This window comes from Pseudomonas sp. PSE1(2024), from assembly GCF_050990555.1.
Lineage (GTDB): Bacteria > Pseudomonadota > Gammaproteobacteria > Pseudomonadales > Pseudomonadaceae > Aquipseudomonas > Aquipseudomonas aphyarum.
Genome location: NZ_CP158967.1, coordinates 3,034,268 through 3,055,893 on the forward strand (window position 1 = coordinate 3,034,268; position 21,626 = coordinate 3,055,893).

Consider the following 21,626-nt stretch of genomic DNA (forward strand, 5'->3'; position numbering starts at 1 on the left):
GTCAGAAGCTGGCGCGCGCCAGTCGGTTGTAATGGCTGAGCAAGCCGTCGTAACGGCGGGTCACGGCGTAGTAGTCCTCGCTCAAACGCTGGGGCTCTGAGTGGTTCTGCCAGTCGGTGTGCAGCGTGTTCAACGCTTCGAGATAGTCTTGCCCCGGCTCGCCGATGCGCAGCCACAGATCCCGTGCGGCATCGGTCTTGTTCTGGAATCCACCCGTGCGCGGTGCGAGCCAGGGTTCGCGACGGTTCCACGCATGTTGCAGCTTCGCGGTGGTGTCGGCCAGCAATTTTGGGGTCAGAGTGCGGTTTTTCATCGCTTCGTCGAGCACGTCGACAGTCTCCCGCGCCTGAATCATGTACGCCAGCAAGTCCCAATGAATGTCCCTGCCCAGACGCGCCTCGATCAGCTTGAGCTGTTCAGGACGTTGCGCGGCGTCGAGGGGCAGCAGGCTTTGCCGCAGAGCCGTCGAGGCGCCGATGTACTCCTGTGAAACGCGCTCGATCGCAGCCAGTTCTCCAGGGGAGGGCTGTTGCGACCCCGAAGTGAAGCTCGCTTCTCGGTAAAACCGCGTGGGTGCAATGGTGGTCGTGACGTGATTCAGCGCCCGGACGTATTCGTTCGCCTGTCGCACCAGTTCAGGCTGCCAAGCTAGAAGATCGAGTTTTTCCGTGAGGCCCTGACCGCAGACATCGCGCTGAATGTCTCGCACATTGAACGCGTCACTGTCGTCGAAATCCTTGAGGCTCTTCAACCAGCGCTGGTCGCGAGGCAAGGGCGGTTGAGGATTCCTGTAGCGGTCATAGGCCGCTCGCCATTGCACGTCGATCCGGTTGACGCAGGCGATCACCGGGCTCAGCGCATTAGCCTGGGCGGTGACCGGTGCATCGCGCCCGTCCAGCCAGAGATCGAGTTGCAGGAAAGGGCGGGTCGCACTCGTCAGAGCCATCACCACCAGTGCGAGGAAAATACCGACGCAAAACATCACTCTCGTGGTCATGGGCGCGCCTCCTTGCCGTACCACTGTTCAACGGTGGCCGGTGCGCTGCATTCGGCGGTGGTGGCCGGCAAGCGGCTGCACAGGCGTTCGGTCCAGGGTTGCAGACCCTGATTGCGATTGACCGTGCCTTGGCTGGCGACCACTTTGAATACGCCGAGCACGAGGGCCAGCACCACAATGCCGAGGATCGTCACGCCGACTTTCACGGCTGTTCGGCTCTCTTCCCAGGATACCCGTGGCCTGGACTGCCAGCGGCGAACCAGTCCGAAGGTCGTCAGGGTCGCGGCGTACACCCCGCCGGCAATCGGGCCGAAAAACCAGCCGAGCCCGGCCACCATCAACGCGCCGGGCACCAGGTCACGCAGCACGCCGAACGGCGGCGAGTCTTTGAAAACTCCGGGGCAAAGAGCAGCGCTGAGCCGGTCATCCAGCCGCCATACGCGATGGGCGAGGTTGTGCACCAGCCAATTGAGCCCGGCCACGATCACGCCGAACACCACAGTCGAAATCATGACGATGTTGATCAACCCGCTGAGCCGCACGCCCAGCGGAATGTAATGGGTGAACGCGCCGATCAGGCAGGCCAATACCACGCCCACGTAGGTCGGCCAGTCATTGAAGCTCAGCTCCCAGTCACGCCAGAAAAACGCCGTGCCGCCGGGCATCTGTACGCAGACCTTGGGGTGATTGGCGTACAGCTCGGAACTCAACTTGCGACACTGCGCCCAGTCGTCTTCGCTCAGGCGTCGGGCCAGTGCGCGGCGGGCGCTGAACGAGCCGGTGCCCAGCAGCAGGCGGGCGGCGCGGTGTTCGGGGGTGACCGGCGGTTCCAGGGCGAGCTGTTGCTGGTGAGCCAGGAAAAGCGGCGCATTCTGGCGAGCCAGCAGGCGTTGCCATTCGCCGTCAGGGCAGGGATTTCCGGTGCAGCCGTGCCAGCCCTGACCGGTGCGCACCCGTTCGAAAATCTCGGGAAACCAGACCGGGGCATCCAGCAGCAAATGGCTCAGGGCACGGTTGAACCATTCCTGATGTTGCTGAATCGCCAACCAGTTGAAATCCGCGCAGCGGGCATAGGCCTGGAGAAATCCGTCGACGTCTTCCCGTTCGAGCGCATCACGCATCGGTTGCGCAATGCGCGCGCGTTGTTGATCCAGCAACAGGTCAATCGATATTTCGTCCAGCTCCAGGCGTTGCCAGGCGCTGAACCAGAAGAAGGTCGGGATGGCCCAGTCCACCAGCGTCTGCGAAGTCTCAGGGTGTTCAATGCAATGATGCAGCACCGTGTCTTCGAAGAAATGCGCGCAACCCTGTTCGAGGGTGACGGCATGGCGATGATTCAGCTCTTCAACGCTGAGCCCGTCCAGCGAACGGGTCGCCAGTTGCAGGGCATCGACCTCGACCACGGTGAGGCCGGTCAGGTCCCAGGACTCTTCAATACCCTGTTCCTGCTCTTCGTCCTGATTCTGCTCGTGATACTGCTGCCATTCCTTGTAGGCCAGCGCCTGCTCATAGGCATCGCGCAGCCGCTGGAAGCCCTCGGGGTCGTCGTCGGGGCGGGTCTGTTTGAGCAGGACGGCATATTGGCGTTTGATAGTGCGCACATCGGCGTCGGCCGACAGGCCAAGGACGGTCCAGCAACTCATTGCGATGACAACTCCATAACAACCGCGACGCGATCCAGTGGTGGCATTGTGATGTTGCGCACCCTACCTGTTTCGCGTCGAAAAGTCCTCGTGTCTCGCTCAGTCGTCATCGGCCATGCAGAAAATGCTCACGCTCCCGATTCGGGGCCTTAGTGTTTTTTGGCTTGTTCGCGGATGCGTTCTTCCTGCTCGCGCAGTTCCGGGGTGAACTCGGCGCCGAAATCTTCCGGGCTGAAGACCTGGCGAATCTCGATCTCCGACTCAGTGCCCGGCATGGGATTCGGGCAACGCTTGACCCATTCGATGGCTTCCTCTTTGGATTTCACGTCCCAGATCCAGTAACCGGCGATCAGCTCTTTGGTCTCGGCAAACGGGCCGTCGATCACGCTGCGGGTTTCACCACTGAAACGTACGCGGGCGCCTTTGCTGCTAGGGTGCAGGCCGTCGGCAGAAACCAGGATGCCGGCCTTGGCCAGTTGTTCGTTGTAGTTGCCCATGTCGGTCAGCAATTGCTCGCTGGGCATCACGCCGGCTTCGGAGTCGTGGCTGGCTTTGACAATGATCATGAAGCGCATGGTGTTTCTCCGCAGATAGGTGAGGGATTCATGGCTTAGTCGAACGGCCGGGGTCTGAATCGACAGGTCGTTAAAGAAAAGACGCAGACTTGCGCTTTAACAAGCATCATCCTCTTTGAGGGCGGGGATGTGGGGCTACTGGAGAATGTGTATCCAGTTTTGCGTGCCAGCACATGACAATTTCAGTCCAGGCATAGGTCGTCGGACAATTTCGTGGTTAACTTCTGCCTCTTGCATGCTTTCCCAACAACGTTAAGAAGGACTCCGTTCATGGCTCAAGTCACGCTCAAAGGCAACCCGGTTCAAGTCAACGGCCAACTGCCACAAGCCGGTTCCAAGGCGCCAGCCTTTTCCCTGGTAGCCGGCAATCTGTCCGACGTCACCCTGAAAGACTTCGCCGGCAAGCGCAAAGTGCTGAACATCTTCCCAAGCGTCGACACCCCGACCTGCGCCACCTCCGTGCGCAAGTTCAACGCTCAGGCCAACGACATCAGCAACACTGTTGTGCTGTGCATCTCGGCTGACCTGCCGTTCGCCCAGGCACGCTTCTGCGGCGCCGAAGGCCTGGAAAACGTACAAAACCTGTCGACCCTGCGCGGCGCCGAGTTCATCGAGAACTACGGTGTGGCCATCGCTGACGGCCCGCTGAAAGGCCTGACCGCCCGTGCGGTGGTTGTACTGGACGAAAACGACAACGTCCTGCACAGCGAACTGGTCAAGGAAATTGCCGAAGAGCCTAACTACGAAGCGGCGCTGTCCGTTCTCAAGTAAGCGCTTTTACAATTGTTAACGGCCTGGCTCTGTCCAGGCCGTTTTCATTTGTGTATCAGTGTTTTGCCTCACACCTTAAAACGTAAGTGGAAGGTAAATTGCCGGTAAAGCTGCTTTGCTAAATCCCCACCAGTGCTTATCGTTCAGCCTCCCGTAAAAGAAGCCCACGCGCCCAATGGTTAATCACTCCATGCAATCCTCCTCCCGTAACTCCCGTCGCTGGCTGTTGAGCCTGCTTGTCCTGCTGGTCATTGCCGGTCTGTGCTGGAAATTCTGGCCCGCCGGTTCGACCCACAAGGAGGGCGGCGAGAAGGCGCAGGCCGGCCATACCGGCCGTTCGGGGATGATGCGTCCGGGCTTTGGCGGGGCGGGCGGGCCGATTCCGGTGCGCGTGGCGCCGGCAGTCACCGGGGACTTCCCGCTGTACTACAAGGCGCTGGGCACGGTGACGGCGCTCAACACCATCAATGTGCGCAGTCGGGTCGGCGGCGAGCTGGTGAAGATCTATTTCGAGGAAGGGCAGATGGTCAAGGCCGGCGACCTGCTGGCGGAGATCGACCCGCGCCCGTACCAGAACGCCTTGCTCCAGGCTGAAGGCACCTTGCTGCAGAATCAGGCGCAGTTGAAGAATGCCCAGGTCGATGTGGAGCGTTATCGCGGTCTTTACAAGGAAGACAGCATCGCCAAGCAGACCCTGGACACCGCTGAAGCGCTGGTCGGCCAATACCTCGGCACCGTGAAAACCAATCAAGCGGCGGTCAACGACGCCAAGCTCAATCTCGAATTCACCAAGATCCGCGCACCGATTGCCGGTCGCGTCGGCCTGCGTCAGCTCGACGTTGGCAACCTCGTAGCGGCCAACGACACCACGTTCCTCGCAGTCATCACCCAGACCCAGCCGATCAGCGTCGCCTTCACCTTGCCGGAAAACAGCCTGGAAACCGTACTCGCCCGCTACCGCAGCGGCGCCAAACTGCCGGCCGAGGCCTGGGATCGTGGCGACACCAAACTGCAAGCCACCGGTGTACTGCAAAGCCTCGACAACCAGATCGACGTGACCACCGGCACCCTGAAATTCAAGGCGCGATACGAGAACCGCGATCAGTCGCTGTTCCCCAACCAGTTCGTCAACGTTCATTTGCTGGCTGACACCCTGAAAGGTGTGGTGCTGGCTCCGTCGGCCGCCATTCAGTTCGGCACCAACGGCACCTTTGTCTACGCGCTGGACGGCGACAAGAAAGTCACCATCCGCCAATTGAAGATCGGCGCCAGCGATGGTGAAAACACCGTGATCACCGAAGGCCTGGCCGCCGGCGACCGCGTGGTGCTGGAAGGCACTGACCGTCTGAAGGAAGGCAGCGAAGTGGAAGTGGTCAACGACAGCAAGGATGTGCCGACCACCCCGACCGAACACCTGCAAGGCAAGTCCGCCGCCACCGCGCCTGACGCCACCGTCACTGACAAGGCCAAGAAGGGCGCATGAACATTTCGCGTCTGTTCATCCTCCGTCCGGTCGCCACCACGCTGAGCATGCTGGCCATCGTGCTGGCCGGTCTGATCGCCTATCGCCTGCTGCCGGTCTCGGCCTTGCCGCAGGTCGATTACCCGACCATCCGGGTCATGACCCTGTATCCGGGCGCCAGTCCGGACGTGATGACCAGCGCCGTCACCGCGCCGCTGGAGCGCCAGTTCGGGCAGATGCCGGGACTGACGCAAATGGCCTCGACCAGTTCCGGCGGTGCGTCGGTGCTGACCCTGCGTTTCAGCCTCGACATCAACATGGACGTCGCCGAACAGCAGGTGCAGGCCGCGATCAACGCTGCGACCAACCTGTTGCCGACCGACTTGCCGGCGCCGCCGGTGTACAACAAGGTCAACCCGGCGGACACCCCGGTGCTGACCCTGGCCATCACCTCGAAAACCATGCTGCTGCCCAAACTCAATGATCTGGTCGATACGCGCATGGCGCAGAAGATCGCCCAGATCAGCGGCGTCGGCATGGTCAGCATTGCCGGCGGCCAGCGTCAGGCGGTGCGGATCAAGGTCAACCCGGAGGCGCTTGCAGCCAACGGCCTGAACCTGTCGGACGTGCGCACGCTGATCAGTGCGTCCAACGTCAACCAGCCCAAGGGTAACTTTGACGGCCCGACCCGGGTGTCGATGCTCGACGCCAACGACCAGCTGACCTCGCCCAAGGATTACGCCAACCTGATCCTGGCCTACGCCAACGGCGCGCCGCTGCGGCTCAAGGATGTCGCACAGATCGTCGACGGCGCCGAGAACGAGCGTCTGGCGGCGTGGGCCAACCAGAATCAGGCCGTGCTTCTGAACATCCAGCGTCAGCCGGGCGCCAACGTGATCGAGGTGGTCGACCGGATCAAGGCACTGCTGCCGAGCATCACCGACAACCTGCCGGCCGGTCTCGATGTGGTCGTGCTGACCGACCGCACCCAGACCATCCGTGCCTCGGTCACCGACGTGCAACATGAACTGCTGATCGCCATCGCACTGGTAGTGATGGTGACGTTCCTGTTCCTGCGCCGCGCCAGTGCCACGATCATTCCGTCGGTGGCTGTGCCGCTGTCGCTGATCGGTACGTTCGGCGTGATGTACCTGGCCGGGTTCTCGGTCAACAACCTGACCTTGATGGCCCTGACGATCGCCACCGGTTTCGTGGTCGACGATGCGATCGTGATGCTGGAAAACATCGCGCGTTTCATCGAGGAGGGCGACAGCCCGATGCAGGCGGCGCTCAAGGGCGCGAAGCAGATCGGTTTCACCCTGATTTCCCTGACCCTGTCGCTGATCGCGGTACTGATTCCGTTGCTGTTCATGGCCGACGTCGTGGGGCGGTTATTCCGCGAATTCGCCATCACTCTGGCAGTAGCGATCCTGATTTCCCTGGTGGTCTCGCTGACCCTGACACCGATGATGTGCGCGCGTCTGCTCAAGCGTGAGCCGGAAGCACATGAGCAGGGCCGCTTCTACCGTGCCAGTGGCGCGTTCATCGACTGGATGATCGCCGCTTACGGCCGCAAGTTGCAGTGGGTGCTCAAGCACCAGCCGCTGACCCTGCTGGTGGCCATCGGCACACTGGCCCTGACCGTGTTCCTTTATATGGTGGTGCCCAAGGGCTTCTTCCCGGTGCAGGACACCGGGGTGATTCAGGGCATTTCCGAAGCGCCGCAGTCGATTTCCTTCGCGGCGATGGGCGAGCGTCAGCAGGCGCTGGCCAAGGTGATTCTCGAAGATCCGGCGGTCGAAAGCCTGTCGTCCTACATCGGTGTCGACGGTGACAACGCCACGCTCAACAGCGGCCGGCTGCTGATCAACCTCAAACCCCATGGTCAGCGTGATCTGACGGCGACCGAAGTGATTGCCCGCCTGCAACCGCAACTGGACAAGCTTGTCGGCATCCGACTGTTCATGCAGCCGGTGCAGGACCTGACCATCGAAGACCGCGTCAGCCGCACCCAGTACCAGTTCAGCATGTCGTCGCCGGATTCCGAATTGCTCAGCCTGTGGAGCGGCCGTCTGGTCGAGGCCCTGGCTCAGCGTCCGGAGCTGACCGACGTTGCCAGCGACTTGCAGGACAAGGGATTGCAGGTGTTCCTGGTGATCGACCGCGACGCCGCTTCACGGCTGGGCGTGTCGGTCTCGAACATCACCGATGCGCTGTACGACGCGTTCGGTCAGCGGCAGATCTCGACCATCTACACCCAGGCCAGCCAGTACCGCGTGGTGCTTCAGGCTCAGGCCGGGGAGAAGATCGGCCCGCAGGCGCTGGATCAGATTCACGTCAAGACCACCGATGGCGGGCAGGTACGGTTGTCGAGTCTGGCCCACGTCGAGGAACGTCAGGCGCAACTGGCGATCACCCACATCGGCCAGTTCCCGGCGGTGATGATGTCGTTCAACCTCGCACCCGGCGTGGCGCTGGGGCATGCGGTGGACATCATCGAGCAGGTGCAGAAGGACATCGGCATGCCGATCGGCGTGCAGACCCAGTTCCAGGGCGCGGCCGAAGCGTTCCAGGCGTCGTTGTCGAGCACCTTGCTGCTGATTCTGGCGGCGGTGGTGACCATGTACATCGTGCTCGGCGTGCTTTACGAGAGCTACATTCACCCGATCACCATCCTCTCGACCTTGCCGTCGGCGGCGGTGGGGGCGTTGCTGGCGTTGCTGCTCAGTGGCAATGACCTGGGCATGATCGCGATCATCGGCATCATTCTGCTGATCGGTATTGTTAAGAAAAACGCGATCATGATGATCGACTTCGCCCTCGACGCCGAACGCACTCAGGGCATGGCGCCGGAGCAGGCGATCTATCAGGCGGCGCTGTTGCGCTTCCGGCCGATTCTGATGACCACGCTCGCTGCGCTGTTCGGTGCGGTACCGCTGATGCTGGCTACCGGTTCCGGCGCTGAATTGCGTCAGCCGCTGGGTCTGGTGATGGTCGGCGGGTTGCTGGTGAGTCAGGTGCTGACGCTGTTCACCACGCCGGTGATCTACCTGTACTTCGATCGTCTCGGCCGGCGCTGGGGCCGTGCTCCTTCGGCCGTGGAGCCGGTGGAACATCCATGAACCTGTCCGGTCCTTTCATCAAACGCCCGGTGGCGACTATGCTCCTGAGCCTGGCGATCATGCTGCTGGGCGGTGTGAGCTTCGGTCTGCTGCCGGTGTCGCCGCTGCCGCAAATGGATTTCCCGGTGATCGTGGTGCAGGCGAGCCTGCCCGGCGCCAGCCCGGAAGTCATGGCGTCCACCGTGGCCACGCCGCTGGAGCGCTCGTTCGGTGCTATTGCCGGCGTCAATACCATGAGCAGCCGTTCCAGCCAGGGCTCGACCCGGGTGATTCTGCAATTCGACCTCGACCGCGACATCAACGGCGCGGCGCGGGAAGTGCAGGCGGCGATCAACGCCTCGCGCAACCTGCTGCCGAGCGGGATGCGCAGCATGCCGACCTACAAGAAGGTCAACCCGTCGCAGGCACCGATCATGGTGCTGTCGCTGACCTCGGACGTGCTGGAAAAAGGCCAGCTCTATGACCTGGCTTCGACCATCCTGTCCCAAAGCCTGTCCCAGGTGCAGGGCGTCGGCGAAGTGCAGATTGGCGGCAGCTCCCTGCCGGCGGTGCGCATTGAACTCGAACCCCAGGCACTGAACCAGTACGGCGTGGCACTGGACGATGTGCGCAAGACCATTGCCGAAGCCAACGTGCGCCGGCCCAAGGGTTCGGTCGAGGACGACCAGCGTCTGTGGCAGATTCAGGCCAACGACCAGTTGGAGAAAGCCAAGGATTACGAATCGCTGATCATCCACTACAACGGCGGCGCGGCCCTGCGTCTGAAAGACGTGGCCAAGGTCAGCGATGGCGTGGAAGACCGCTACAACAGCGGTTTCTTCAACGATGACGCGGCGGTGCTGCTGGTGATCAACCGCCAGGCCGGCGCCAACATCATCGAGACGGTCAACGAGATCAAGGCGCAGTTGCCGGCGTTGCAGGCGGTGCTGCCGGCCAGCGTCAAACTCAACCTGGCGATGGATCGCTCGCCGGTGATCAAGGCCACCCTGCACGAAGCGGAAATGACCCTGCTGATCGCCGTGGCGCTGGTGATCCTAGTGGTGTTCCTGTTCCTCGGCAATTTCCGCGCGTCCCTGATTCCGACGTTGGCGGTGCCGGTGTCGCTGGTCGGCACCTTTGCGGTGATGTACCTCTACGGCTTCTCGCTGAACAACCTGTCGCTGATGGCGCTGATTCTCGCCACCGGGCTGGTGGTGGACGACGCCATCGTGGTGCTGGAGAACATTTCCCGGCACATCGACGAAGGCGTCAAACCGATGAAGGCCGCGTACCTCGGGGCCAAGGAAGTCGGGTTTACTTTGCTGTCGATGAACGTCTCGCTGGTGGCGGTGTTCCTGTCGATCCTGTTCATGGGCGGGATCATCGAAAGTCTGTTCCGCGAGTTTTCCATCACCCTGGCCGCGGCCATCGTGGTGTCGCTGGTGGTTTCCCTGACGCTGACCCCGATGCTCTGCGCCCGCTGGCTCAAACCCCATACGCCGGGCGAGGAAAACCGCCTGCAACGCTGGAGCCGCCGCACCAACGACTGGATGGTCGGCAAATACGCCACCAGCCTCGACTGGGTGTTGCGCCACCGTCGCCTGACGTTGCTGAGCCTGATCATCACCGTCGGGGTAAACGTCGCTCTCTATGTGGTGGTGCCGAAAACCTTCATGCCGCAGCAGGACACCGGCCAGTTGATCGGTTTTGTGCGCGGTGACGACGGTCTGTCGTTCAGCGTGATGCAGCCGAAAATGGAGATTTTCCGCCGCGCCGTGCTCAAGGACGAAGCGGTCGAGAGTGTCGCCGGGTTCATCGGTGGCACCAACGGCACCAACAACGCGTTCATGCTGGTACGCCTGAAACCGATCAAGGAACGTAACCTGTCGGCGCAGAAAGTCATCGAGCGCCTGCGCAAGGAAATGCCCAAGGTGGCCGGTGCGCAGTTGATGCTGATGGCCGACCAGGACCTGCAATTCGGCGGTGGTCGCGAGCAGACCACTTCGCAGTACAGCTACATCCTGCAAAGTGGTGATCTGGGCGCCTTGCGCGAGTGGTACCCGAAAGTAGTCACCGCGCTGCGGGCCTTGCCCGAGCTGACCGCGATTGACGCCCGCGAAGGCGCGGGTGCGCAACAAGTGACGTTGATCGTCGACCGCGATCAGGCCAAGCGCCTGGGTGTGGATATGGAAATGGTTACGGCGGTGCTCAACAACGCCTACAGCCAGCGGCAGATCTCCACGATCTACGACAGCCTCAACCAGTATCAGGTGGTGATGGAGGTCAATCCGAAATACGCCCAGGATCCGGTGACGCTCAAGCAGGTTCAGGTGATCACGGCTGACGGTGCGCGGATTCCGTTGTCGACCTTCGCTCATTATGAAAACAGCCTGGAAGACGACCGGGTCAGCCACGAAGGCCAGTTCGCCTCCGAGAGCATTTCCTTCGACATGGCCGAAGGTGTGACGGTGGAGCAGGGCAGCGCCGCCATCGAGCGGGCGATTGCCAAACTTGGCCTGCCGGAAGACGTGATTGTGAAAATGGCCGGCACCGCCGATGCGTTCGCCGCCACCCAGAAGAGCCAGCCGTTCATGATCCTTGGCGCGCTGCTGGCGGTGTATCTGGTGCTGGGCGTGCTGTATGAAAGCTACATTCACCCGCTGACGATCCTGTCGACGCTACCATCGGCCGGGGTCGGCGCGTTGCTGTCGATCTATGTGCTGGGCGGCGAGTTCAGCCTGATCTCGCTGCTCGGGCTGTTCCTGCTGATTGGCGTGGTGAAGAAGAACGCGATCCTGATGATCGACCTGGCGCTGCAACTTGAACGTCATCAAGGCATGGCGCCGCTGGAATCGATCCGCAGCGCCTGTCTGCAACGCTTGCGGCCGATCCTGATGACCACGCTGGCGGCGATCCTTGGCGCCTTGCCGTTGCTGCTGAGCCGGGCCGAAGGCGCGGAAATGCGCCAGCCGCTGGGCCTGACCATCATCGGCGGGCTGGTTTTCAGCCAGGTGCTGACCCTTTACACCACGCCTGTGGTTTACCTCTATCTCGACAAGCTGCGCCATCGTTTCAACAAATGGCGTGGCGTGCGCACCGATGCCGCTCTGGAAACTCCGCTATGACTGACCGTTCGCTTATCAATCTGGCTACCGTTCGCGGCTCGCGTCTGCTGAGCCTGTCGCTGTGCGTGGCGATGCTCAGTGCCTGTGCCGTCGGCCCGGACTACCAGCGCCCGCAGACCGCCGAAATCGCCCAGTACAAGGAAGCCGAAGGCTGGCGTCAGGCCAACCCGAGCGATTCCCTGGCGCGTGGTGCCTGGTGGGAGCTGTATGGCGACCGTCAGCTCAACGAGCTGATCGAGAAACTCAACAGCTCGAACCAGACCGTCGCTCAGTCCGAAGCGCAGTACCGTCAGGCTCAGGCCCTGGTGCGCAGCGCACGGGGGGCGTTTTATCCGAGCGTCGATCTGAGCGCCGGCAAGACCCGCTCCAGCCAGGGCACCGGCAGCAGCAGTTCGAGCCTGAGCAGTTCCTCCAGCGGTATCCGTGACACTTACAACGCGCAACTGGGCGTGAGTTGGGAAGCGGACGTCTGGGGCAAATTGCGTCGTGGCCTGGAAGCCAATGAGGCCAGTGCCCAGGCGAGCTACGCCGATCTGGCGGCGATGCGTCTGAGCCAGCAGTCCGAGCTGGTTCAGAACTACCTGCAATTGCGGGTGATCGATCAGCAGAAACGCTTGCTCGAATCGACCGTGGCGGCTTACGAGCGCTCGCTGAAAATGACCATGAACCAGTACAACGCCGGGGTTTCCGGGCGGGACGCGGTGGCGCAGGCGCAGACCCAGCTGAAAACCACTCAGGGCGATCTGGTTGACCTGATCTGGCAACGGGCGCAGTTCGAAAACGCCATCGCGGTGCTGACTGGTCAGCCGCCTGCCGAATTCAACATTGCCGAAACCCAGGACATTCCCAAACTGCCGCAGATCCCGCTGAGCCTGCCGTCGCAATTGCTCGAACGCCGCCCGGACATCGCCTCGGCCGAGCGTTCGGTGATCGCCGCCAACGCCAACATCGGCGTGGCCAAGGCTGCGTACTACCCGGACTTCAGCCTGAGCATGAGCGGCGGCTACAGCAGCAGTACCTCGCAGAATCTGATCAGCCTGCCGAACCGCTTCTGGTCGGTGGGGCCGAAAATGACCTTGCCGCTGTTCGACGGCGGCATTCGCTCGGCCGAAGTCGACCGCACCGAAGCGGTGTACGACCAGACCGTGGCCAAATACCGCCAGACCGTGCTCGATGGCTTCCGCGAAGTGGAAAACTATCTGGTGCAGTTGAAGGTGTACGAAGACGAAGCGGCCGTGCGCCAGGAAGCCCTTGATGCAGCACGGGATTCGTTGCGCCTGACCGAAAACCAGTACAAGGCCGGAGTGATTGCTTATCTCGATGTGGTGGTGGTTCAGGCGACGGCGCTGAGCAATGAACGCACTGTCCTGAATATCCTGCAGAGCCGTTTGATCGCCAGTGTGCAGTTGATCGCGGCGTTGGGCGGTGGTTGGGACGGGCAGCTGGAAACCCCGGCGAATAGCGTGCAGTGATCTGACCTCCCTCAGGGCTGTTATCAGGATGTAGCAGGCACCCTGCCTTTTGCGGTAGACCATTGAAGATTGGTCTACCGCTGCTTGGGTTACTCCTCTGACCTTGAGGTTTACTCTGGCAAAGGTGCTTGAATAATCGACATGTCCTGATCTTGCTCCTCGATTCCCATCGCACCCATCGCACCCATCGATCCCGTATCCGGTATCGCAGGCACTTTATAAAAACCCAGCCCATAGTCTTTGCTTGAGTTAATGTCCGCGGTATAAAAAGTTTTCGACGTGTCATTGTAAACTTCGCCCGCAGCGGCGCCTGTCCAGGCTTCGGGATGCTGAGGTTGATCCCATTTGATCCATGGGTATGAATAGCACCGTTGCAATACTGCACGTAAGTTGGCGGTCAGCCCAAAATGTCCATTCTGATTGATCCAAGCCGAATATTTCGGGTAAGTCCACGGGTATCCGCCATGGAAGACACGGAGTGCATGGATATTCTCAGCATGCGCGGAGTATCTGACTTCACTGCCAACCTTGTCACGTATGACGATCTCGCCTGTACCATTCCACACGGCAGTCACCTTGCCATCAGCCGCTGCTTGAAACGCATTGGAGGTTGATTCGAACGTGTACGGTTCAACACCACCAACCGGGAGTCGTGTTGCGGTGGTATCAATTGCGTCAACACCATTCGGTGTCCCTAGGTAAGAGCCTACGACCTTTAACCCCTTCAGCCGAAGTAGTGAAGTGTCAACGGACAGCGGTACAAAGGCTTCGACAATTGCCGATGCGATTCTGGAAGTCCCCTGCGAAACGTTATTTCTGAACAACTCGTAGGTCATCAGTGCAGTACTTTTGGGGATGACTTTCTCGTTTGGAATCTTGAGTACGCAGGCCTTTTTCTGCCCCAGTTCATCCTCTTCCACAACGCCAGTTGCATCGGTTATTTCATCCGGCACGCCATCTAATCGGGTGATGTATTTCGCTTTGATTGTGTCACCCGCCTCAAAACGTTGGTGTTGCGTCAAAATGATCAGAGATAGCGGGTTGGCTCCCAGTTTCTTCAAACTGATGGTGGTTTTGTCATCGCTCGTATCACTGGGGATTTCTCGAGGGATAGGCGCTGCCAGCAGTGTGCCCGCCTGATCTACAACTACTTTCTCGACGGCTGACCATGGTGCATCAGAATCCGGACCATTTTTGAGTTGATCATTTACCGTAAAGGAAAACATGAACTCAGGATCGTCTTTCAAATCGGCGCTGGTGACTTTGAAGCAGATCCGGGTGGGAGTGGCTGAACCATGAGCGGGTGGAGGCGGGGCCTGATTTTCAGTGACCGTGTGAAATACATCATGGCCATTACAATTGAGCCGAATACGGTCATGCGCACGGCACCATGCATATTCCACACACACGATGGCTCCGGTGAATCCCGGACCGACACCGTCCGTGATTTCTTTCGGCAGCAGCAGCTTCAAAGAAGAATTTGCACCGTCGCCGGGTGTGACGTCCTGTTTACCGGGTCCCTCCTTGTTATAAATGATTTCTACAGGTGGCTCAGAGGTTCCCTGGTTTGAACTGCCGCGCATCACGGTGTAGGTCAATCGATTGACGATGCCTGGAATTAGCAGGCCATGGAGAATGTAAAGCTTGACCGAATCACTGGTTCCCTGAGTCGTGGCACGGGCGATATTGGTCTGGCCGTTCAGGTTTAAACGAACTTCGTCACCTTGCTGTTGCCCCCAAAACGCGTCAACCACTACCTCACAGCCCTTGGGCATCAAATCGTAGATAGCCCGGAGTACACCGTAGTGAGCCCCGATTATGGGAGCGGTCGCAAGTGAAATACGTGCCGGATACAGTACCAACGTGGATTGCGAAGGGGGCGTTGAGCTAGGCATGGACTGATCCCTCTGTGGGCGAGTAATGGGCCGATGAGTTATCAGATATCCAGTGACGACCGCGCACAACTGTCAGAACTTACAGGTAGCAGGGCCATTCCGATAAACGGTCTTAACTTCGGGGGGCTTCCATCAGAATAAAAACGCACACGGCACGTACTTCCGAGCCTGCTCGGTGCTTTCCTTAAATGCTCGAGTTCTGCTGCTCACACCGGAAAGATGTTCAATCCCGATTGCCGTGCCAGAGCCTTGTAAGACGATCAAACAAGCGTTTCATCGGGTTGATGGCCATTTGATTACTTTGTCAGTGCGTTCTTCTGTGCAATCAGTACAATCGGCGCATTTGGCCCCGCTGAGAACGGACGCAGTACGGCGGGGTGGTCACGAGAATTCTCATGCTCATCGGTAGCTATTCCTTCACGCTGGTTTTCATTTCGCTGTGTGTGGCGATCCTCGCTTCCTACACCGCGCTCGATCTCACCGGGCGCATTGCCACTGCCAAGGGCCGCGCCGTGCATTTATGGACGGCCGGCGGGGCGTTTGCCATGGGCATCGGCGTCTGGTCGATGCACTTCATTGGCATGCTGGCGTTCAAGCTGCCGATCAGCCTCGGTTACGACATTTCGATCACGGCGCTCTCATTGTTGATCGCCGTGCTGTCCTGCGGTTTTGCGCTGTGGCTGGTCAGCCAGCCGAAACTGCCGGCCTGGCAACTGGCCTTTGGCGCGTTGATCATGGGCGCCGGCATCAGCGCCATGCACTACACCGGCATGGCCGCGATGCGCATGCAGCCGGGCATCGACTACGATCCGACACTGTTCGGCGCCTCGCTGTTGATCGCCGTCGGCGCTTCGGCGGCAGCGTTGTGGATCGCCTTTCGTCTGCGTCAGCAGTCGCCTTACGTGCGATTGTTCCGTGCCGGGGCAGCGATTGTCATGGGCGTGGCGATTGTCGGCATGCACTACACCGGCATGGCGGCGGCGCGGTTTCCCGATGGCAGTTTTTGCGGTGCGGCACTCAGCGGCCTGAACGGCAACGGCCTCGACAATCTGGTGCTGATCACCACGCTGGCGGTGCTGGCCATCGCGCTGCTGACCTCGATTCTCGACGCCCGCCTCGAAGCCCGCACGGCTGATCTGGCCCATTCGTTGACCGTGGCCAACCGCGAACTCACCCAACTGGCTTTGCACGACACCCTGACCGGCCTGCCGAACCGCATGCTGCTGGACGACCGGATCAATCAGGCGATGAAAAAGGTCAACGAGCAGGGCGGCTGTTTTGCGCTGATGTTCATCGATCTGGACGGCTTCAAACCGGTCAATGACGCTTTCGGTCACCACATGGGCGACCAGTTGCTGCGCGAAGTGGGAATACGTCTGCGTGAAGATTTGCGCAGTCTCGACACGCTGGCGCGGATCGGCGGCGATGAGTTTGTCCTGCTGGTGCGCCTGACCGAACCCAACGATGCATTGAGCCTGGCCGCGCGTCAGGTCGGCCTGATCGCGCAGTCGTTCCGGGTCGCCGAACATGAGCTGCAGATTTCCGCCAGCGTCGGCATCGCCCTGTACCCGGGCAACGGCCAGAGCGCCCAGGAACTGCTGATGAACGCCGACGCCGCGATGTATCACGCCAAGGGCGGCGGCAAGAACGGCTACAGCTTCTTCGACGCTTCGATGAACAGCAACGCGCGCAAGCAACTGCAATTACTGCAGGACTTGCGCGCAGCGCTGGAACACAGTGAGTTCAGCCTGCATTACCAACCCAAATTCCATGCGGCTGACGGTCGTCCGGTCGGTGCCGAGGCGCTGTTGCGCTGGGAACATCCGACCCACGGCATGCTGATGCCGGACAAGTTCATCGATCTGGCGGAGAAGACCGGGCTGATCATTCCGATTGGCGAGTGGGTGCTCAACGAAGCCTGCCGGCAGATGCGCGAGTGGTATGTGCTGGGCTACACCGACTGGCGGATCGCGGTGAACCTGTCGGCGTTGCAGTTCTGCCATACAGGGCTGGTGCGCAGCGTCGCCAAAGCCCTGGCGACTCACCATCTGCCGGCCAACAGCCTGACCCTGGAAATCACCGAAACTACCGCCATGAGCGACGCCGACGCGAGCATGACGGTGTTGCAGGAGCTGTCCGACATGGGCGTCGACCTGTCCATCGACGACTTCGGCACCGGTTATTCGAGCCTGATGTACCTCAAGCGTCTGCCGGCCAACGAGCTGAAGATCGATCGCGGTTTTGTCCGCGATCTGGAGCACGACAGCGATGACGCGGCCATCGTCTCGGCGATCGTCGCCCTCGGTCAGGCGCTGGGCCTGCGCATCGTGGCTGAAGGTGTGGAGACCGATTCGCAGCAGGATTTCCTGACGCAACTGGGCTGCGATTCGCTGCAAGGTTATCTGCTCGGTCACCCGATGCCGGCGGATCGCTTCCTGCAGGACATCGTGCGCGGCAAACCATTGGCGGTGAGCTGAGCCGCTAATCGCAGGTCATGCAAAACCCTGCAATGACGGTTATTCTTGCCCCGACTGTTACGTGTGCATCGGGGGAAAGGCCAGCATGGATAAAGTCATTGTGATCACCGGCGGCGGTCGTGGAATCGGCGCCGCCACTGCGTTGTTGGCTGCCGAGCAAGGCTACCGGATCTGCATCAATTACCAGACGGACGAACAGGCCGCTCACCACGTGCTCGACCAGGTCCGTGAGCGCGGCGCCACGGCGATCGCCGTGCGCGCCGACGTCAGTATCGAAGACGAAGTGATCGCGCTGTTCAGCCGGGTCGACAGCGAACTGGGCCGGGTCACCGCCCTGGTCAACAACGCCGGCACCGTGGGGCAAAAATCCCGGGTCGACGAAATGTCCGAATTCCGCATTCTCAAAATCATGAAAACCAACGTGCTGGCGCCGATCCTCTGCGCCAAGCACGCGATCCTGCGCATGTCGCCAAAACATGGCGGGCAGGGCGGGAGCATCGTCAACGTGTCCTCGGTTGCCGCACGGCTGGGCTCGCCCAATGAGTACGTCGATTACGCCGCGTCTAAAGGTGCGCTGGATACGTTCACCATCGGTCTGTCCAAGGAAGTGGCGGGCGAGGGGATTCGGGTGAATGCGGTGCGTCCGGGTTACATCTATACCGATTTCCACGCGTTGAGCGGCGACCCGGATCGGGTCAGCAAGCTGGAGTCGGCAATCCCGATGGCCCGGGGCGGGCGGCCGGATGAGGTGGCGGAGGCGATTGTCTGGTTGTTGTCGGATAAGGCTTCGTATGCGACGGGGACTTTTGTCGATCTCGGCGGCGGGCGTTAAACCTCTATGATCGTTCCCACGCTCCGCGTGGGAATGCAGCCCGGGACGCTCCGCGTCCCATTCGAGAGCTGGAACGCGGAGCGTCCCTTGAGGCATTCCCACGCGGACGGTTCGACGCCTCGACGTGGGAACGATCAACACGGAAAGTGATTGTCAGAACGACCGCACAATCCGCCCCAACGTCTCCATCGCTTTCTCCGCATCCTCGGTCCACGGGCTGCCGTAGTTCAATCGGATGCAATTCCTGAATCTTTGGGTCGGCGAAAAAATCGGCCCCGGCGCAATGCTGATCCCCTGTGCCAACGCCATCTGAAACAACTTCAACGAATCCATTTGCGGTGGCAGTTCCAGCCACAGGAAGTAACCGCCGGCCGGTTGGCTCACACGCGTCTGTGCAGGGAAGTAGCGGGCGATGGCGGCGAGCATGGCGCTTTGCTGTTCTTCGAGGGCGTAGCGCAGTTTGCGCAGATGGCGGTCGTAGCCGCCGTGTTGCAGGTAGTCGGCGATGGCTGCTTGGGCCGGCATCGAAGCGCACAGCGAGGTCATCAGTTTCAACCGTTCGATTTTCTGCGCGTAGCGCCCGGCGGCGACCCAGCCGATACGGTAGCCGGGGGCCAGGCTTTTGGCGAACGAGCCGCAATGCATCACCAGACCTTCGGTGTCGAAGGCCTTGGCCGGTTTCGGCGCCTGCTGGCCGTAATAGAGTTCGGCGTAGACGTCGTCTTCGATCAGCGGCACCTGATGCTGTTTCAGCAGTTCCACCAGTTCCTGTTTCTTGGCCTCGGGCATGGTCGCGCCCATCGGGTTCTGGAAACTGGTCATGCACCAGCACGCCTTGATCGGGTGCCGCTCGAGTGTCTGGGCGAGCACGCCGAGGTCGATGCCGTCGCGCGGGTGCACGGGGATTTCCACGGCTTTGAGTTTCAGGCGTTCGAGCACTTGCAGGCTGGCGTAAAACGCCGGGGCTTCGATGGCCACCAGATCGCCGGGTTCGGTGACCGCTTGCAGGCACAGGTTCAGGGCCTCGAGGGCGCCGTTGGTGATCAGCAGTTCTTCCATCGGCAGCATCAGGCCGCCGACCATGTAGCGCAGGGCGATCTGCCGCCGCAGTTGCGGGTTGCCCGGCGACATGTCGGTGACCACCATGCGCGGGTCCATCTCCCGGGCGGCGCTGGCCAGTGAACGTGACAGGCGTTGCAGCGGGAACAGGGTCGGGCTGGGGAACGCCGAGCCGAACGGCACGGTGCTCGGGTCCTTGATCGACTCGAGCACAGAGAACACCAGCTCGCTGACGTCGACCTTGGTGGACTCGTTGACCTGGCTGCTGATCACCGGCTCCGAGAACGGGCTCGGGGCGTGGGTGTTGACGAAGTAGCCGGAGCGCGGCCGGGCGCGGATCAGGCCTCGGCGTTCCAGCAAGTAATAGGCCTGGAATACCGTGGACGGGCTGACGCCGTAAGTCTGGCTCGCGTAGCGCACCGACGGCACCCGCTGACCGGGGCCGAGGACGCCGGAGCGGATCAGTTCAGCGATGTCGTCGGCGAATTTTTCGTAGCGTTTCATCTTGGGTCCGGATTGATTTCATTCTGAAAGACCGTTTCGCCTTCATTCGCGAGCAAGCTCGCTCCCACAGTTGACCGCATTCCCCTGTGGGAGCGAGCTTGCTCGCGAATGGCTGCGCCGCAGTCTAAGGGATCAGCGATTCATCGGCGCAACAAACCGGCTCTTCGCCACGCTATAAATCTCTGGCTCATCACTGTCGGCAATCTTGAAGCTCAAGGTCTGCGAGCTGCTGGCCGGGCGTTCCGTGGTCATCGCCACCGACACCGGCACATCGACGATCTCGCCAGGTGCCAGGCTCAGTTCGGTCTTGCCTTGCAGCTGGAAACCTTCACCATCGACCAACGTCAGGTTGTAGTCCTGGCGCTGCTGGGTCTTGTTGATGACCTTGAGGGTGTAGATGTTTTCGATCTGGCCCTGACCGTTTTCACGGAACAGGCCACGGTCCTTGGTCACGTCCAGCGACACCATCGGTCGCTCGACCAACGCGAGGGCGAGGGCGCCGATCATCACCACCAGCACCGCGACGTAGCCGATCAGTCGCGGACGCAGCAGGTGTGTCTTGCCACCCTGCAATTCACGCTCGGAGGTATAGCGAATCAGGCCACGGGCGTAATTCATCTTGTCCATGATCGAGTCGCAGGCGTCGATGCACGCCGCGCAGCCGATGCATTCCATTTGCAAGCCGTCGCGGATGTCGATGCCCGTCGGGCAGACCTGCACGCACAATTGGCAGTCGATGCAATCGCCAAGTCCGGCTTCGGCCGGTTTCACCTCGCGTTTGCGCGGGCCACGGTTTTCGCCACGGGCCACGTCGTAGGAAATCGCCAGCGTGTCCTTGTCGAACATCACGCTCTGGAATCGCGCATACGGGCACATGTGCATGCACACCGCCTCACGCAGCCAGCCGGCATTGATGTAGGTGGCGGCGGTGAAGAACAGCACCCAGAACAGGCTGACGCCGCCGATCTGCAAGGTCAGCAGTTCTTCGGCCAGCGGCCGGATCGGGGTGAAGTAGCCAACGAAAGTCAGACCGGTCAGCACGCTGATCGCCAGCCACAGCGTGTGCTTGGCCGCGCGCCGGGCGAGTTTGTTCAGGCTCCAGGGCGCCGCTTGCAGCTTGATCCGCTGATTGCGCTCGCCCTCGGTGATCTTCTCGCACCACATGAAGATCCACGTCCACGAACTCTGCGGGCAGGTGTAACCACACCAGACCCGGCCGGCGAACACGGTAATGGCGAACAGGCCGAATGCAGCGATGATCAGCAGCGCCGACAGCAGAATGAAATCCTGCGGCCAGAAGGTCGCGCCAAAGATATGGAACTTGCTTTCGGAAAGGTCCCAGAGCACCGCCTGACGACCGCCCCAGTTCAGCCACACCGTGCCGAAGAACAACAGGAACAGAAACCCCGCGCCGCTCATGCGCAAGGTGCGGAACAGGCCGGTGAAGCTGCGGGTGAAGATCTGGTTGTCGCTGGTGGCGTGTTTCGCCTTCATTGGGCGCGCCGGTACTTTTTTTATCTGGGGAGATGCTTCTACGGTTCGGACGGGGATTCGTTCGCTCATGGTCGTTCGCTCATCAGCCTCCATCAGGCCAGGGAACTATGAGCGCCGATCTGTTTGCATAACAGACTCAGGTATTTCAATAAAAAGCGTATCAGATGGGTTTTGTGACAAAGCCTGCGACAACTTGAAGCAGCCCGCAGGCCAAGGCGC

13 protein-coding genes are annotated in these 21,626 nt (G+C 60.8%); 7 read left to right on the forward strand and 6 right to left on the reverse strand.

What is annotated here, in order from left to right; all coding sequences use genetic code 11:
* Position 1 precedes the first annotated feature (1 nt).
* The 3 genes from ABTV87_RS13765 to ABTV87_RS13775 form a co-directional block, all read right to left on the reverse strand.
* Positions 2 to 997, reverse strand: a complete 996-nt coding sequence (locus ABTV87_RS13765; RefSeq protein ID WP_433899767.1) for a DUF3829 domain-containing protein — start codon at positions 995 to 997, stop codon at positions 2 to 4.
* Positions 994 to 2,640 carry a J domain-containing protein gene (locus tag ABTV87_RS13770; RefSeq protein WP_433899768.1) on the reverse strand — a complete coding sequence of 549 codons (1,647 nt, stop codon included), beginning with the start codon at positions 2,638 to 2,640 and terminating at the stop codon, positions 994 to 996. Before ABTV87_RS13770 ends, ABTV87_RS13765 begins: the two co-directional genes overlap by 4 nt.
* Before the next feature lie 149 nt (positions 2,641 to 2,789).
* Positions 2,790 to 3,215 carry a YciI family protein gene (locus tag ABTV87_RS13775; RefSeq protein WP_129974200.1) on the reverse strand — a complete coding sequence of 142 codons (426 nt, stop codon included), beginning with the start codon at positions 3,213 to 3,215 and terminating at the stop codon, positions 2,790 to 2,792.
* A gap of 270 nt (positions 3,216 to 3,485) precedes the next feature.
* Here ABTV87_RS13775 and tpx point away from each other — a divergent pair, with 270 nt between their 5' ends.
* From tpx to ABTV87_RS13800, 5 genes are all read left to right on the forward strand, one after another.
* Positions 3,486 to 3,986 carry a thiol peroxidase gene (gene tpx, locus ABTV87_RS13780; protein WP_007955056.1) on the forward strand — a complete coding sequence of 167 codons (501 nt, stop codon included), beginning with the start codon at positions 3,486 to 3,488 and terminating at the stop codon, positions 3,984 to 3,986.
* Between the two features lie 175 nt (positions 3,987 to 4,161).
* Positions 4,162 to 5,469 carry an MdtA/MuxA family multidrug efflux RND transporter periplasmic adaptor subunit gene (locus ABTV87_RS13785; RefSeq protein ID WP_258713505.1) on the forward strand — a complete coding sequence of 436 codons (1,308 nt, stop codon included), beginning with the start codon at positions 4,162 to 4,164 and terminating at the stop codon, positions 5,467 to 5,469.
* Positions 5,466 to 8,570, forward strand: coding sequence for an MdtB/MuxB family multidrug efflux RND transporter permease subunit (locus ABTV87_RS13790; RefSeq protein WP_433899769.1), 3,105 nt, complete (start codon positions 5,466 to 5,468; stop codon positions 8,568 to 8,570). Before ABTV87_RS13785 ends, ABTV87_RS13790 begins: the two co-directional genes overlap by 4 nt.
* Positions 8,567 to 11,674: an efflux RND transporter permease subunit gene (locus tag ABTV87_RS13795; protein WP_085604095.1), complete on the forward strand. Its 3,108-nt coding sequence runs from the start codon at positions 8,567 to 8,569 to the stop codon at positions 11,672 to 11,674. The genes ABTV87_RS13790 and ABTV87_RS13795 overlap by 4 nt, the downstream gene beginning before the upstream one ends.
* On the forward strand, positions 11,671 to 13,146 hold the full coding sequence (locus tag ABTV87_RS13800; RefSeq protein WP_007955050.1) for an efflux transporter outer membrane subunit: 1,476 nt from the start codon (positions 11,671 to 11,673) through the stop codon (positions 13,144 to 13,146). The genes ABTV87_RS13795 and ABTV87_RS13800 overlap by 4 nt, the downstream gene beginning before the upstream one ends.
* 110 nt (positions 13,147 to 13,256) lie before the next feature.
* Here ABTV87_RS13800 and ABTV87_RS13805 read toward each other — a convergent pair whose 3' ends face one another.
* Entirely contained in the window at positions 13,257 to 14,900 is a 1,644-nt protein-coding gene (locus tag ABTV87_RS13805; RefSeq protein ID WP_433899770.1) for a hypothetical protein, read from the reverse strand.
* Between the two features lie 536 nt (positions 14,901 to 15,436).
* Between ABTV87_RS13805 and ABTV87_RS13810 the strand changes: the two genes are divergently transcribed.
* Together ABTV87_RS13810 and ABTV87_RS13815 are read left to right on the forward strand one after the other, a co-directional pair.
* Complete coding sequence (locus ABTV87_RS13810; protein WP_258713507.1) at positions 15,437 to 17,518, forward strand: putative bifunctional diguanylate cyclase/phosphodiesterase; 2,082 nt, start codon at positions 15,437 to 15,439, stop codon at positions 17,516 to 17,518.
* Positions 17,519 to 17,603: 85 nt separating this feature from the next.
* Positions 17,604 to 18,350 carry an SDR family oxidoreductase gene (locus ABTV87_RS13815; RefSeq protein ID WP_258713508.1) on the forward strand — a complete coding sequence of 249 codons (747 nt, stop codon included), beginning with the start codon at positions 17,604 to 17,606 and terminating at the stop codon, positions 18,348 to 18,350.
* A gap of 153 nt (positions 18,351 to 18,503) precedes the next feature.
* Here the strand turns inward: ABTV87_RS13815 and mapR are convergent, their stop codons facing one another.
* A complete protein-coding gene (gene mapR, locus ABTV87_RS13820) occupies positions 18,504 to 19,913 on the reverse strand; it encodes a GntR family transcriptional regulator MpaR (protein ID WP_039772397.1) in 1,410 nt (469 codons plus the stop codon).
* 132 nt (positions 19,914 to 20,045) lie between these two features.
* Positions 20,046 to 21,476 (reverse strand): cytochrome c oxidase accessory protein CcoG, encoded by a 1,431-nt coding sequence (ccoG, locus tag ABTV87_RS13825; protein ID WP_433899771.1) that lies wholly within the window; start codon positions 21,474 to 21,476, stop codon positions 20,046 to 20,048.
* Positions 21,477 to 21,626 lie beyond the last annotated feature (150 nt).